Source organism: Stenotrophomonas sp. pho, assembly GCF_006228405.1.
GTDB lineage: Bacteria > Pseudomonadota > Gammaproteobacteria > Xanthomonadales > Xanthomonadaceae > Stenotrophomonas > Stenotrophomonas sepilia.
This window is the reverse complement of the sequence record NZ_CP029759.1, coordinates 1,618,998-1,632,583: the sequence shown is the minus strand read 5'-3', so window position 1 is coordinate 1,632,583 and position 13,586 is coordinate 1,618,998. Positions and strand designations below refer to the sequence as shown.

Sequence of the window (13,586 nt, the reverse complement as noted above, 5' to 3'; positions counted from 1 at the left end):
CCCGTGTTTGAAATGATCCTGATTGTCTTCGCGCTGGTTCTACTGAACGGCTTCTTCGCCATGTCCGAGATGTCGGTCATGACCTCGCGCAAGAGCCGCCTGAAGCAGATGGCCGCCACCTCCAAGCGCGCCGCCAAGGCGCTGGAGCTTTCGGAGAAGCCGGAGAGTTTCCTGTCCACGGTGCAGATCGGCATCACCGTGATCGGCGTACTGACCGGCTACCTCGGTGGTGATGCGATCGGCGACGCGATCGCCGGCTGGCTGCAGGGCCTGATGCCCGGCTTTGCGTACGCGCGCGAAGTAGGCACCGCCCTGGCGGTCTCGCTGATCACCTTCATCACGCTGATCTTCGGCGAACTGGTGCCCAAGCGTCTGGCCCTGACCCGCTCCGAGGCCATTGCCGGCCTGGTCGCGATGCCGATGAGCTGGCTGGCCAGGCTGGCCCTGCCCTTCGTTTGGCTCCTGTCCAAGACCACCCAGCTGGTACTGAAGGTGCTGGGCCTGGGCAAGGACGAGGCCGCGCAGGTGACTGAAGAAGAGATCCGGATGCTGGTGGCCGAGAGCCACGAAGCTGGCGTGATCGACGCCCACGAGCGCGACATGATGAACCGCGTCATGCGCCTGGGCGACCGCACCGCCGACAGCCTGATGACCCCGCGCAACCGCATTGCCTGGCTCGACACCCAGGCCGGGCTGGAGCGCAATCTGGACATCATGGCCGAGCACGAGTTCTCGCGGTACCCGGTATACCGCGACAACGACATGGACGTGGTCGGCGTGCTGGAGCTGAAATCGCTGGCCACGCGCATGGCGCGCGGCGACAACGCGCTGTTCCAGACCCTGCGCGAACCGCTGTACGTCTCCGAATCGACCCACGCGATGAAGCTGCTGGAGATCTTCCGCGAGGAGCAGCAGTCGATGGCGCTGGTGGTGGACGAGTACGGCGAGATCCAGGGCCTGGTGACCATCAGCGACCTGATGGGCGCCGTGGTTGGCCGCCTGCAGGCGGTGGAGAATGCCGATGAAGACGCACTGGTGGTGACCCGCGAGGACGGCTCGCTGCTGGTCGACGGCTCGCTGCCGATCGAGGACCTGCGCGAGCTGATCGGAAGCAACGACCTGCCCGATGCCGAGGATGGCGACTACTACACGCTGGCCGGCATGTGCATCCATTACTTCGGCCGCATCCCGCACGCAGGCGAGTACTTCGACTGGCCGGCTGGCGCTTCGAGGTGGTCGACCTGGACGGTGCGCGGGTGGACAAGCTGCTGCTGCGCACGTTATCCGACGAGCAGGCCGATGAGCTCACCGCCTGAGGCCGGCCAGGGCCAGGGCGCGCAGCGCCCGACCTACCGCAACGAGGGCATCCGCACCCTGCTGGAGATGTTCGCCTCCGGCGATCCCGCCGAGCACATGCCGCTCGGCCAGATCCTCAGCAACCTGCAGCAGAGCGCGTTTGGCGTGTTCCTGTTCGTGGCGATCCTGCCCTCGTTCATCCCGATCCCGGGCATGGGGGGTGCGGTCAGCGGCCCACTCGTGGTCCTGATCGGACTGCAGATGCTGTGTTGCCTGCGCCGGCCCTGGCTGCCCGGTTTCATTGCCCGACGCGGGCCGAAGCGCGGCACCATGCACCGCTTCCTGGACCGTATCGATCGCCCGTTGCGGCGACTGGACAGGATGCTGAAGCCTCGCCTGCCGCAGTTGCTGACACCGCTGCCCGCGCACGCCTTCAGCGGCCTGCTGCTGGTACTGCTGGGCATCCTGCTGTCATTGCCGATTCCGTTCACCAACTTCCTGTTCGGTTTCCAGCTGCTGCTGTTCTCGCTGGCGCTGCTGGAGCGCGATGGTGCATTGATGCTGTTCAACTGGATCGCAGCGCTGGTGGCGATCGCGTTCTTCGGCTTCAGTTCGGGGCAGCTGGTGGGCTATACAGTGGAACTTTTCCAGCGCTGATTCTGAAGCGGCATCCGGTAGAGCCGGCCGATGGCCGGCTGCCACGTTTCCAGGGTAGCCGGCCAACGGCCGGCACTACCGGCATCCGCTAGATCCACGCAACGCGCGGATGCGGCAATCACCGAAGGTCGACGAATCCGTTGTCCGCCAGCGGTGCCGGATCGTCCTGCACCGCCGACAGCACGAAGCTCAATGCCTTGCCCAGCAAGGTGCCCGGGCCATCCCAGTATTCGGCGCTATCGGCGCGCACGTGGATCAGGCGAAGGTTGGGGTCTTCCTTGCCGGCGGGGAAGAACAGCTTCATCGCCGGCGACCACAGCTCTTCGATCTTCGCGCGATCATCGACAACCCGCGCCCGCCCCGCCACAGACACATAGGTGTTCTTCGATGGCGAGGCATAGGCCACATTGACGCGCGGGTCGAGCGCGATCTCGGCCACCTTCGGGCTGTCGGCGGTGATCACGAACCACAGGTCACCGTCGAAGGCGACCTGCTGGGTGGCCAACGGCCGGCTGTAGAGTCGCCCGTCGACGCCGGTGGTGGTGAACATCGCCACCTCCACGTCCTTGATCAGTTCAGCCAGCTGGGCAATGTGTTCGGCGCGGGTCTCGGCCATGGTGGGGACTCCAGAAGTGGGGAGCCCCCATCAGACGCGGATCGGCCGCAACGGGCCGTGACGCGGTTGTTCAGCCCGCGTGGCGGCCATGCCAGGCGTTCATCGCCAGCTCGAAGGAACGCAGGCGCGCACGATGGTCATACAGGTTGGCAGTAAGCATCAGCTCGTCAGGCTTGTGCCGCTCAACGAAAGCGGCGATACCCTCGGCCACCTGCTGCGGATCGCCCAGCACGGTGCAGGCCAGGGCCCGTTCCACGCCGAACTTTTCGTGCGGCTCCCAGAAGGCTTCAATGTCGTCGATCGGCGGCGGGATCTTGCCCGGCCGGCCGCGGCGCAGGTTGACGAAACTCTGCTGCTGGCTGGTGAACAGGCGACGCGACTCGGCCTCGCTGTCGCTGGCAACAACGTTCAGGGCCAGCATCGCGTGCGGCTGCTTCAACGTGGCCGAGGGGCGGAATTCGCGGCGGTACACCGCCAGCGCTTCGTCCATCACGTCCGGCGCGAAATGCGAGGCGAATGCATACGGCAGGCCCATCGAGGCCGCCATGCGTGCGCCAAACAGGCTTGATCCGAGGATCCAGGTCGGCACCCGCAGGCCACCACCCGGAACGGCCTGCACCGCCTGTCCAGGCTGGACCGGCTCGAAGTAGTGCAGCAGCTCGCGCACGTCCTGCGGGAACTGGTCGGCGCTGTCGAAATAGCGGCGCAGTGCACGTGCGGTCGGCTGATCGGTGCCCGGCGCACGGCCCAGGCCAAGGTCGATGCGGTCCGGATACAGCGAGGCCAGCGTTCCGAACTGCTCGGCCACCTGCAGCGGGGCATGATTGGGCAGCATGATGCCGCCCGCGCCGACCCGGATGCGTTGGGTGCCACCGGCAACATGACCGATCAGCACGGCGGTGGCGGCACTGGCGATGCCGGGCATGTTGTGGTGTTCGGCCAACCAGTAGCGGCGGTAGCCCAGCGCATCGGCGTGCTGGGCCAGTTCCAGCATGTTAGCGAAGGCGGCGGTGGTGTCACTGCCCTCGCAGACCGGGGCCAAGTCAAGGATCGACAACGGGATCATCAGGCGCTTTTCCGTCACAGGATCACCTCTGCATGGGGGCGGCCGGGCGCAGCGGCCAGTGACGGTGGCGGGATGCTGATTCCCGTAGGGCGGGTTCAGCGCCCACCGCGCTTGGTCCGGTAGAGCCGGCCGCTGGCCGGCGGGCAACGTGCCCTGGCAGCCGGCCAGCGGCCGGCTCTACCGGGCAAGCGTCAGAACGCGCTGGGGCGCGGCTCGGGCAGTGGCTGGTCGACCATCGGCTTCAGCTCGGCATCCAGCGCCACGCGCTCATCGAACACGAAGCAGCGGCCTTCGTAGCCTTCGCCGCCCACCTCCTCGAAGTAGCCGAGGATGCCGCCATCGAGCTGCAGCACATTGTCCATGCCGTCATTGACCATCCACAGCGCGGCCTTCTCGCAGCGGATGCCGCCGGTGCAGAAACTGACCACGGTGCTGTCCCGCAGCGCATCGCGATGCGGCGCCAGCGCCTCGGGCAGGTCGGTGAACTTGCGGATGGGCAACACCAGCGCATCCTTGAAGGTGCCGTACTCCACTTCCTGCAGGTTGCGGGTATCGAGCATCACCACCGGCTTGCCGGCGTCATCATGCCCCTGCCGCAACCAACGCTGCACGGTGGCCGGATCAACCGCTGGTGCGCGCGGATAGTCCAGCGGCTGGCCGTCATCGCGGCGGAAGCTGATGATCTCGTCCTTCACCTTGGCCTTCAGCCGCGCGAACGGCTGATGCTTGCTCAGGCTGGTCTTGACCCGCATGTCGGCGAAACGCGCATCGGCATGCAGCGCTGCATAGAAGCCCTCAACCGCCTCCGGCGCCCCCGCCAGAAACAGGTTCAGTCCCTCGCCCGCCACCAGGATCGTGCCGCGCAGCTGCGCCGTCTCGGCAAGGGCCAGCAGCTGGTCGCACAGGGCCTGGGGGGCGTCGATGACGGCGAAATGATAGGCAGCGGTATTGGCGATCATCCCGCAATTTTAGCGCCTCCCGCCCGCACAGACAGATTCAGGGGTCAGAGCCCTCTGCGCGGCAGAGGGATCCGACCCCGGCAGGTACCCAGAACTTGTCAGAGGCGGGGCGGTGTGGGCAGGCGGGACCGTTGGCGCCATGGGCCCGAGGCATGCCTCGGGCGGGTTGGGCAGGACGCCCAACCCCGGTCTTGCCGTGTGCGCAGGACAGCGCACACGAGCAAGGCGCCATCGAGCCCCCAGGGGTGAGGCGCTTTGCTTGCGAAGCACTGCTTCGCAAGCGCCCGAACGCACAGCCGCCAGCGGCTGGGCCGGACCGCGAAGCGGGGTCTACGGCGTGTCCCGCCTGCCCACACCGCCGCGCCATCCCACGGAAACCAGCTTTTGACGTTGCCGTTGCCTCTGCGGGTGCCGGGTGCAACCCGGCCGCGCCCCTTACCCCCGCAACAGCACGAACGGCAGCAACACCAGTGCCGCCGCACCGGCCATCGCCAGCAGCACCAGCACCACATAGGCCGGCCGGCGCCGGAACAGGCTGCCGAATGTCTCCGCCGTCCCCTCGCGCAATGCCTGCTCGCGTTCAGCCCGCACGCGCACGCCGCGCGCCGCCTGGTACTCCGCCATCAGCGCCTTCGCACGCGGATGATCAGCGTCGTCGCGCAGCCACAGGCCACCATTGGAAATGCCCCACGGGCTGGGTTCGGTGCGATACCAGGCGATGCCGTGCTGATCGAGCAGCGTGCAGACATCGGCATATTCGTCGTCGCCGACATTGCGCAGATTGAGCAGGAGTTTTGCCATGGCCCCATGATACCCGGCGCCGATGCGCTACCCTTGCCGCCCTCGCCCCGCGCCCTTCTGGAGACGCCCGATGCGCCGCCTGCTGCTTCCCCTGCTGCTGTCCCTCGCCGCCGCTGGCTGCTCGACCGAACCATCCGGCCCGCCGCCCGGCGGCACGCTGACGACCTTCGAGCGGATCGATACCGTGCCCGGCACCGGCGCCGAAGCCATCGCCGGCAACAAGGTCACGGTGCACTACACCGGCTGGATCTACGACAACCGTACCGAGACCAAGCACGGCAAGACCTTTGACAGCTCCTTCAAGCACGGCGAGCCGTTCACCTTCGCGCTCGGCGCCGGCCAGGTCATCCGCGGCTGGGACGAGGGCGTGGCCGGCATGAAGGTCGGCGGCAAGCGCACGCTGATGATTCCGCCGGACTACGGTTACGGGGACCGCAAGGTCGGCCCGATTCCGGCGGGCTCGTCGCTGGTGTTCGACGTCGAGCTGCTCGATGTCAAACCGTAATGCCGCCATGCCCCACCGCGTCGCCGTCATCGGCGGTGGCCCGGCCGGCCTGTTCGCCGCCGAACGCCTGCGTGCCGCTGGGCTGGAGGTCGACCTGTACGAGGCCAAGGGGTCGCCTGGCCGCAAGTTCCTGATCGCCGGCAAGGGCGGCCTCAACCTCACCCATTCCGATCCGCGGCCGTTGTTCGACAGCCGCTACCGCGAGCAGGCCGCTGTGGTCGGCAGCTGGCTGGACGGCTTCGACGCACAGGCACTGCGTGACTGGGCCAACGGCCTGGGCGTGGAAACCTATGTGGGCAGCTCCGGCCGCGTGTTCCCGGTCGACCGCAAGGCGGCGCCGCTGCTGCGCGGCTGGGTGCGCCGGTTGAAGGAACAGGGCGTGCGCCTGCACGCCAACCACCGTTGGATCGGCTGGAGCGACGACGGCGCCCTGCGCTTTGCCACCGATGCGGGCGAAGTCGATGTCCGCGCCAATGCCACCGTGCTGGCGATGGGCGGGGGCAGCTGGCCGCAGCTGGGCAGTGATGGCGCCTGGGTCGTGCCACTGCAGGCGCGTGGCGTGGACATCGCGCCGCTGCAGTCAGCCAACTGTGGCTTCGACGTGGACTGGACGCCGTTCTTTGCCCAGCGCAATGCCGGCGCACCATTGAAGCCGGTGATCGCGCACTGGATCGACCTGGCTGGACAACCTCGGTCGCTGCAGGGCGAGTGCGTGGCCAGCGAATATGGCATTGAAGGCAGTCTGGTCTACGCGTTGGCCGCCGACCTGCGCGAGACCATCAACCGCGATGGCCACGCAATGCTGTGGCTGGACCTGGTGCCCGGTCGCGACGAGGCGCGCCTGCTGGCCGACCTGTCACGTCCCCGCAAGGGCCGAAGCTTCGGCGAGCACCTGCGCCGCCAGGCGGGTCTGGATGCGGTGAAGGCCGCACTCGTGTTCGAGATTCTTGGCAGGGAGGCCGGCAACGACCTGCCGGCTGTGGCTGCCACGCTCAAGCGCCTGCCGCTGCGCCTGCTGCGCCCAAGGCCGATGGCCGAGGTGATCAGCACCGCCGGTGGCGTGCGCCTGGATGCGCTGGATGACGGCCTGATGCTGCGGGCCGTTCCCGGCGTGTTCTGCGCCGGTGAAATGCTGGACTGGGAAGCCCCCACCGGCGGCTACCTGCTGACCGCGTGCTACGCCAGTGGCCGGCGTGCCGCCGAGGGCGTGATCGGTTGGTTGGCGGAGCGGTGACGCCTGCGGGGTAGCGTCGAGCCCATGCTCGACGCCACATCACCACGGCCTGCGCATGCTCACCGAGGCCAACGCCACACCGCTGGGATGCGCATAGGCTTCCTCACGCACGCTGACAAAGCCCTGCCGTTGATAGAACGGCACGGCATTGAGCGACGCCGACAGCACCACCTCGCGCTCACGATCGGCCATTGCCAACAGGCGCTGCATCAGCGCCTGGCCGATCCCCTCGCCGCCACGATCGGGATTGACAAACAACGCGTCGACTTCATTGGCATCGACATCAAAGACGCCGAAGCCGAGCAGGCCACCCTGCCCGTCCTCGGCCACCACGCATCCGCCCTGCGACAACAGCCGCGCGTACTGCGACGGTGGCGGCGAGGCCGACCACGGTGCAATGACCTCGGGAGGGTAATGGCTGCTGCAGGTTTCGCGCACACAGCGCGTGCGCAGCGCCCACAGCGTGGCGACATCGTCGATGCTACCGGTCCTGAACTGCATGGCGCCTCCTTGTAGCGCCGAGCCCATGCTCGGCTGCCTTTCTGTAGAGTCAAGCCATGCTTGACTGCTTTTCAATCAGTCATCGCGAGGTCGGAACGAAGAACAGCCGAGCATGGGCTTGGCTCTACAACATCACGCTACCGCGACTTGCTGGCGCGCAGAGCCTGGATCTTCGGCGGCGGCTGGAACGAGTCGCTGCGCGCATCGGCCCAGAATGCATGGAACACCGCATGGTCGGGCACCGTGTGCAGCAGCTCGCCCGGTTCCAGGTAACGGTAAAGCGACGCCAGCGAACGGATTTCCACCGGCGACACGCGACGCAGGATGTGCTCCGGCCCCAGCTCGGCCGGATCGTTCAGGCCCGCCGCGCACAACAGTTCCTTCAAGGCATGCAGCGTGTGCTCGTGATAGCTGTATACACGGGTGGCCTTGTCCGGTGCATCCAGATGCTTCCAGCGCGCGGGGTCCTGGGTCGCGATGCCGGTCGGGCACTTGTCGGTGTGGCAGCTCAACGACTGGATGCAGCCCAGCGCGAACATGAAGCCTCGGCCGGCATTGCACCAGTCGGCACCCAGCGCGATGGTGCGCGCGATGTCGAACGCACTGGTGATCTTGCCAGCGGCACCGATGCGGATGCGCTCGCGCAGGTCCAGGCCGACCAGGGTGTTGTGCACCAGCAGCAGTGCTTCATGCATCGGCACGCCGACATGGTCGACGAATTCAGCCGGTGCCGCGCCGGTGCCTCCCTCGGCGCCATCGACCACGATGAAGTCCGGCAGCAGCCCGGTTTCCTGCATCGCCTTGGCGATGCCGAACCATTCCCAGGGGTGGCCGATGGCCAGCTTGAAACCGACCGGCTTGCCACCGGACAACTCGCGCAGCCGGGCCACGAACTGCAACAGTTCGACCGGCGTCGAGAATGCCGAGTGACGCGACGGCGATACGCAGTCCACCCCATCGGAACACCACGGGTCACCGATATTTCGGCGGTCACCTTTGGTGCCGGCAGCACGCCGCCGTGGCCCGGCTTGGCACCCTGCGACAGCTTGATCTCGATCATCTTGACCTGGTCATCGGTAGCGTTGGCGACGAAGCGCTCTTCGCTGAAACCACCCTTCTCGTCACGGCAGCCGAAGTAGCCCGAGCCGATTTCCCAGACCAGATCGCCGCCCATCTCGCGGTGGTAGGGCGAAATCGAACCTTCGCCGGTGTCGTGGTAGAAGCCGCCGCGCCGCGCACCTTCGTTCAATGCGCGGATCGCGTTGGCCGAGAGCGAACCGAAGCTCATCGCCGAGATGTTGAACACGCTGGCCGAATAAGGCTTGGCGCAGTTCGGCCCAATCAGCACGCGGAAATCATGCTTGGCAATGGAGGTGGGAGCCAGCGAATGGTTGATCCACTCGTAATCCACCGCGTAGGTACTGCGCAGGGTACCGAAGGGCACCGTGTCCATTTCGTTCTTTGCGCGCTGGTAGATCAGCGCACGCTGCTGGCGCGAGAACGGCACGTCCTCCAGGTCGCTCTGCACGAAGTACTGGCGGATTTCCGGGCCGATTGATTCCAGGCCATAGCGGAAATGCGCCATCACCGGATAGTTGCGGCGCAGCGTGCTGCGCTTCTGCAGCAGATCCCAGGTCCCCAGCGCCACCATCGCGGCAGTCAGGCCGACGCCCCAGTACCAGGCCGGCCAGATCGTGGCCAACCACAGGCAGATGGGAAACATCAGGATGGCGAGCAGGTAGACGATATACCGGTGCATGGCGTTCCTTGGTTGCAACTGCCTGCGAGTCTACCGCGCCGGCCGTCACCGGCGTTTACAGGCGACCGTCAACCACATTGCGCGGCCAGGCCGATTTCACGTCGTAGACGATGCCGCCGGGTGCCAGCAGCGCCTGGATTGCGGCGTCATCCATGGCTTTGAATCGGGCATGGGCCACTGCCAGGACTACGGCGTCGTAACTCCCCGCCACCGGCTCGGCCAGCCAGTGCACGCCCGCGTCGGCCAATGCCGCCGGGCCGACCCACGGGTCGCTGACCTCCACCTGTGCGCCGGCATCACGCAGGCGCTGCGCCAGTTCCAGCGCGCGGCTGTTGCGCAGGTCCGGGCAATCCTCCTTGAAGGTCACGCCCAGCACCAGGATACGCGACTGCGCAGGTACGCGGCCACGTTCGGCCAGCATTGCCAGCACACGCGACGCCACATGCTCGCCGACGCGGTTGTTGACCTGCCGCGCGGTGTGGATCAGGTCCGGGTGGTAGCCCACGCTCTCGGACTTGTGCAGCAGGTAGTACGGGTCCACGCCGATGCAGTGGCCGCCGACCAGGCCCGGCCGGAATGGCAGGAAGTTCCACTTGCTGCCGGCGGCGTCGAGCACATCCTGGGTGTCGATGCCGAGCCGGTCGAAGATCAGCGCCAGCTCATTGACCAGCGCGATGTTGACGTCACGCTGGATGTTCTCCACCACCTTGGCCGCTTCGGCCACACGCATTGACGGCGCCGGGAAGGTGCCGGCGGCGATGATGCGCTGGTAGAGGCCATCAATCACCGCAGCCACTTCCGGTGTCGACCCCGAGGTGATCTTGCGGATATCGGCCAGGCGCCGCTGGCGGTCGCCGGGGCTGACCCGCTCCGGGCTGTAACCACAGTAGAAGTCTTCGTTGAAGCGCAGCCCGGAAAGCTGCTCCAGCAACGGCACGCAGACCTCTTCGGTGGTGCCGGGGTAGACCGTGGATTCGTAGATCACCAGGTCACCCGCACGCAGGTGGCTGGCGATCAGCCGCGTTGCCGAACGCAGCGGCTCCAGATCGGGCTGCTCATAGGCGTCGATCGGGGTCGGCACGGTAACGATGTAGACATTGCAGGCATCGAGCAATGCCGGATCGCTGCCGTACTGCAACTGCTGTGCACTGGCCAGCTCATCGGCCTCCATTTCCAGCGTATGGTCCTGGCCGTCGCGGAGCTCGGCGATGCGATCAGCATCGATGTCGAAGCCCAGCGTGGGCCAGTGCCGGCCGAAGGCCACCGCCAGCGGCAGGCCCACGTAGCCCAGCCCGATCACCGCGAAGCGCGGCGCCGCTGCTGCCGCAAGCGGCGCGCTCAACGCCGCATCCCATGCAACGGCTGAAATCGCATGCGTACTGCCATGGGCATGGCCGACCTACTCATTCGCTTTGCCACTCCGGGAAGATCCATGCCAGAAAGGCTACAGCCTAACGGCCCGGGTGCCCGGCCGCCAAGGTGGGGTCAGGAGCCCAGTGCGACCGCGGCCGGCTCCAGTTCACCATCGGCGCCGGTCCAGGCCTGCAGCAGGCGCTCGAAGCCACCGCAGCCAAGCACGAAGCCCGGCCATGAGGCGTCGACGATCTGTACCAGCAGTTCTGCCTCAATGCGCCGGGTCCCCATCGACCAGCGCGGGAATGCCCGCTGCGCCACCGGCGCGCGGCACAGCACCTTCAGTTGTCCATGGCTGCGCGCATTGGCGATGCGCTGGTACACCGAATCGATGCCATCCTCCGGGCCTTCCAGGTACTGCAGGAAACGGCTGCCATCGAACATCAGCACACCCGTGACACCGGCTACTCGGTTGAATGCGGTGGCATCGGCCAGCAGGCGGTCAAGATCGGTTGTCTGCAGGTCGGCGCGGGCCTCGCTGGCATAGGCAATCGCGTGCAGCGACATCGGGTGGCTCCCCCCTGGGAACGATGCTTTGGACTATGACATGAATGGGAGCGACAGTTAAGCACACCGCCGCTCCACTGCAATCCGGTCGGGATTCCGCAGCTGGGCTACAATCGGCGCCGCGCTGCAGGCCCGGATGGCGAAACTGGTAGACGCATCGGACTTAAAATCCGCCGGGGGCAACCCCATGCCGGTTCGATTCCGGCTCCGGGCACCATCGCACTTTTCACGACGAACGTCAGATCGCACGCGAGTAGCGCGGCTGCTCGCAGGCCGCACGCAGGTACGGGTCGAAGCACATCGCCAGCAGCCGCAGCAACGGCCGTCCAGGCTCGCTGGCGCGCACTACACCGTCACGGTACTCGGCCAGACCGTCCTCCTGCAGCCGCTGCACCGAACGCAGGTCTTCGGCGAAGTACTGCTCGAAATCCACGCCATGGCGCTGGCCCAGCACCGCACCGTCCACTTCGCCCTGGCACATCAGCTGCTGGATCAGTTCTGCGCGCAGCTGGTCGTCGGCGCTGAGCGCCACGCCGCGCCACACCGGCAACTGCCCCTGGTCCACGGCATCCTCCCATGACGGCAGGTCGCGCGGATTCTGGCTGTAGGTGGCACCGATGTGGCTGATCGCACTCACGCCCAGGCCGAGCAGATCGGTATCGGCGTGGGTGGTATAGCCCATGAAATTGCGATGCAGCTGCCCGGCGCGCTGCGCGCGTGACAGATCTTCTTCCGGCAGTGCGAAGTGATCCATGCCGATGTACTGGTAGCCCGCAGTGGAGAGCCTCTCCACCGCCAGGCCCAGCAGCGCCAGCTTGTCTTCCGGCGAAGGCAAGCGGCGTTCGTCGATCTGCTTCTGTGCGCGGAACAGATGCGGCAGGTGTGCGTAGCCGTACACCGCCAGGCGATCCGGGCGCAATGCCAGCACCCGTTCCAGGGTGCGGCCAAACCCTTCCAGGCTCTGTCCCGGCAGCCCATAGATCAGGTCGACGTTGACCGAACGCATGCCGCTGTCGCGGCAGGCCTGCAGGATGTCCAGCGTCTGCTGCACGCCCTGCACGCGGTTGATCGCTTCCTGTACCTGTGGGTCGAAATCCTGCACGCCCAGGCTGGCGCGGTTGAAGCCCAGCCGCGCCAGCATGGCGACATCGCGGGTATCGATGAAGCGCGGATCGAGTTCGATCGAGAAATCGCGCTGCGGTGAATCGCTGAAATCGAAGCGCCGGCGCAGCCCTTCCACCAGCGTGGTCATCGCCTCGGCCTCGAGGAAATTCGGCGTGCCACCGCCCAGGTGCAGCTGGATGACTTCACGGCCGTCCTCGAACTGCGGCGCCAGCAGGTCGGCCTCGGCCAGCACGCGCGCGACGTAGCTGTGGCCACGGCCGCGGTCGCGGGTGATCACCCGGTTGCAGCCGCAGTAGAAGCAGGGACTGGAGCAGAACGGTACATGCACGTACAGCGACAGCGCGCGGGCCAGCTGGTTGCTGTCGGCGATTGCCTGGCGCAGCGCCGGCGCATCGAAGCCATCGTGGAAGTGAGGCGCGGTCGGATACGAGGTGTAGCGCGGCCCCGGCCGGTCATGCCGGCGCAGCAGGTCGGGGTCGAAGGTCCAGGCAAGACCGCCGGCGGCGGGTGAGAACGTGTCCATGCCGCCAGCATCGCGCCGGGCGGACGCCACCGCCTTGACCCAGATCAATCGCGGGTGGGGATTTCCAGCACCGGCAGGCCGACCTGCGGCCAGCGCAGCATCTGGTAGCGCTTCCAGAAGGTGTCACCGATGCGCGCGGCCACGTCGTTGGCCAGCGCCTGCATGGGCGGGTTGCCGCACTCGGCGGTGGTGATCCGGAACAGCACCAGCCAGCGGTCGAACAGGTCCTTGTCCAGCTCGATGGCCATGTGCTTGGACATCGGCGAGCCCTTGAAGCGGCGCGTGCCGCGCAGCATTGCCGACCAGAAATCGACCAGCTGCGCCAGATGTTCCGGCCAGTCGTGGACGTGTGCCTCGAACACAGGCCCCAACCGCTCCTCCTCGCGCACGCGTGCATAGAAGTCGTGGACCAGGCGGGTCACTTCCTGCTCAGTGCACAGCCCGGGCGAGGCGACGGGCAGGACAGGCGGCGATATTGCGTTCATCGGGGTATCCAAAGCTTGCCGGCAGTGTGCCGTAGCCGGCCGGCACCGCCGTTGATCCAGATCAATGTCGGCGCAGTCCGCTGCACCTAGTCTGGCATTCCTGCAGGAAGCATGCCCTGCGGATGCTGCGCCAGCCTCG

Annotated in this window: 12 protein-coding genes, 1 tRNA gene and 2 pseudogenes; 5 read left to right on the top strand and 10 right to left on the bottom strand. The window is 66.8% G+C overall.

Annotated features, from left to right (window positions below; genetic code table 11):
• Positions 1-12 precede the first annotated feature (12 nt).
• Together DL544_RS07700 and DL544_RS07695 are read left to right on the top strand one after the other, a co-directional pair.
• Positions 13-1,316, top strand: a pseudogene (locus tag DL544_RS07700) (hemolysin family protein).
• A complete protein-coding gene (locus DL544_RS07695; protein ID WP_139726954.1) occupies positions 1,300-1,953 on the top strand; it encodes an exopolysaccharide biosynthesis protein in 654 nt (217 codons plus the stop codon). The pseudogene DL544_RS07700 and the gene DL544_RS07695 overlap by 17 nt, the downstream one beginning before the upstream one ends.
• Positions 1,954-2,071: 118 nt before the next feature.
• Here DL544_RS07695 and DL544_RS07690 read toward each other — a convergent pair whose 3' ends face one another.
• From DL544_RS07690 to DL544_RS07675, 4 genes are all read right to left on the bottom strand, one after another.
• Positions 2,072-2,569 carry a pyridoxamine 5'-phosphate oxidase family protein gene (locus DL544_RS07690; protein ID WP_005416015.1) on the bottom strand — a complete coding sequence of 166 codons (498 nt, stop codon included), beginning with the start codon at positions 2,567-2,569 and terminating at the stop codon, positions 2,072-2,074.
• Positions 2,570-2,639: 70 nt separating this feature from the next.
• Positions 2,640-3,635 (bottom strand): LLM class flavin-dependent oxidoreductase, encoded by a 996-nt coding sequence (locus tag DL544_RS07685; protein ID WP_005416014.1) that lies wholly within the window; start codon positions 3,633-3,635, stop codon positions 2,640-2,642.
• A 191-nt stretch (positions 3,636-3,826) separates the two neighbouring features.
• The gene (locus DL544_RS07680; protein ID WP_065179308.1) at positions 3,827-4,594 is read right to left on the bottom strand and encodes a sulfurtransferase; all 768 of its coding nucleotides are present in this window, start codon (positions 4,592-4,594) and stop codon (positions 3,827-3,829) included.
• A gap of 435 nt (positions 4,595-5,029) precedes the next feature.
• The gene (locus tag DL544_RS07675) at positions 5,030-5,395 is read right to left on the bottom strand and encodes a DUF6164 family protein (RefSeq protein ID WP_065179309.1); all 366 of its coding nucleotides are present in this window, start codon (positions 5,393-5,395) and stop codon (positions 5,030-5,032) included.
• 70 nt (positions 5,396-5,465) lie between these two features.
• Between DL544_RS07675 and DL544_RS07670 the strand changes: the two genes are divergently transcribed.
• Positions 5,466-5,900 (top strand): FKBP-type peptidyl-prolyl cis-trans isomerase, encoded by a 435-nt coding sequence (locus DL544_RS07670; protein ID WP_065179310.1) that lies wholly within the window; start codon positions 5,466-5,468, stop codon positions 5,898-5,900.
• Positions 5,887-7,134, top strand: a complete 1,248-nt coding sequence (locus tag DL544_RS07665; RefSeq protein ID WP_139726953.1) for a TIGR03862 family flavoprotein — start codon at positions 5,887-5,889, stop codon at positions 7,132-7,134. The genes DL544_RS07670 and DL544_RS07665 overlap by 14 nt, the downstream gene beginning before the upstream one ends.
• A 39-nt stretch (positions 7,135-7,173) precedes the next feature.
• Here the strand turns inward: DL544_RS07665 and DL544_RS07660 are convergent, their stop codons facing one another.
• The 4 genes and pseudogenes from DL544_RS07660 to DL544_RS07645 form a co-directional block, all read right to left on the bottom strand.
• Positions 7,174-7,635, bottom strand: coding sequence for a GNAT family N-acetyltransferase (locus tag DL544_RS07660; RefSeq protein WP_053500365.1), 462 nt, complete (start codon positions 7,633-7,635; stop codon positions 7,174-7,176).
• Between the two features lie 137 nt (positions 7,636-7,772).
• Positions 7,773-9,394, bottom strand: a pseudogene (locus DL544_RS07655) (FMN-binding glutamate synthase family protein).
• Positions 9,395-9,449: 55 nt separating this feature from the next.
• Positions 9,450-10,736: a nucleotide sugar dehydrogenase gene (locus DL544_RS07650; RefSeq protein ID WP_005416007.1), complete on the bottom strand. Its 1,287-nt coding sequence runs from the start codon at positions 10,734-10,736 to the stop codon at positions 9,450-9,452.
• 143 nt (positions 10,737-10,879) lie between these two features.
• Complete coding sequence (locus DL544_RS07645) at positions 10,880-11,314, bottom strand: BLUF domain-containing protein (protein WP_005416006.1); 435 nt, start codon at positions 11,312-11,314, stop codon at positions 10,880-10,882.
• A gap of 130 nt (positions 11,315-11,444) precedes the next feature.
• Here DL544_RS07645 and DL544_RS07640 point away from each other — a divergent pair.
• Positions 11,445-11,531, top strand: a tRNA-Leu gene (locus DL544_RS07640).
• A 21-nt stretch (positions 11,532-11,552) separates the two neighbouring features.
• On the opposite strand, the gene hemN is transcribed toward DL544_RS07640, so the two are convergent.
• Positions 11,553-12,962 (bottom strand): oxygen-independent coproporphyrinogen III oxidase, encoded by a 1,410-nt coding sequence (hemN, locus tag DL544_RS07635; RefSeq protein WP_053500383.1) that lies wholly within the window; start codon positions 12,960-12,962, stop codon positions 11,553-11,555.
• Positions 12,963-13,006: 44 nt separating this feature from the next.
• Positions 13,007-13,447, bottom strand: coding sequence for a group III truncated hemoglobin (locus DL544_RS07630; RefSeq protein WP_032954077.1), 441 nt, complete (start codon positions 13,445-13,447; stop codon positions 13,007-13,009).
• Between the last annotated feature and the right edge of the window lie 139 nt (positions 13,448-13,586).

What these genes read in the sequence shown, in the direction of transcription:
- DL544_RS07695 (WP_139726954.1), top strand. Translation starts at nt 1,300, where the DNA reads ATGAGCTCACCGCCTGAGGCCGGCCAGGGCCAGGGCGCGCAGCGCCCG.
- DL544_RS07690 (WP_005416015.1), bottom strand. Translation starts at nt 2,569, where the DNA reads ATGGCCGAGACCCGCGCCGAACACATTGCCCAGCTGGCTGAACTGATC.
- DL544_RS07685 (WP_005416014.1), bottom strand. Translation starts at nt 3,635, where the DNA reads ATGATCCCGTTGTCGATCCTTGACTTGGCCCCGGTCTGCGAGGGCAGT.
- DL544_RS07680 (WP_065179308.1), bottom strand. Translation starts at nt 4,594, where the DNA reads ATGATCGCCAATACCGCTGCCTATCATTTCGCCGTCATCGACGCCCCC.
- DL544_RS07675 (WP_065179309.1), bottom strand. Translation starts at nt 5,395, where the DNA reads ATGGCAAAACTCCTGCTCAATCTGCGCAATGTCGGCGACGACGAATAT.
- DL544_RS07670 (WP_065179310.1), top strand. Translation starts at nt 5,466, where the DNA reads ATGCGCCGCCTGCTGCTTCCCCTGCTGCTGTCCCTCGCCGCCGCTGGC.
- DL544_RS07665 (WP_139726953.1), top strand. Translation starts at nt 5,887, where the DNA reads ATGTCAAACCGTAATGCCGCCATGCCCCACCGCGTCGCCGTCATCGGC.
- DL544_RS07660 (WP_053500365.1), bottom strand. Translation starts at nt 7,635, where the DNA reads ATGCAGTTCAGGACCGGTAGCATCGACGATGTCGCCACGCTGTGGGCG.
- DL544_RS07645 (WP_005416006.1), bottom strand. Translation starts at nt 11,314, where the DNA reads ATGTCGCTGCACGCGATTGCCTATGCCAGCGAGGCCCGCGCCGACCTG.
- hemN (WP_053500383.1), bottom strand. Translation starts at nt 12,962, where the DNA reads ATGGACACGTTCTCACCCGCCGCCGGCGGTCTTGCCTGGACCTTCGAC.
- DL544_RS07630 (WP_032954077.1), bottom strand. Translation starts at nt 13,447, where the DNA reads ATGAACGCAATATCGCCGCCTGTCCTGCCCGTCGCCTCGCCCGGGCTG.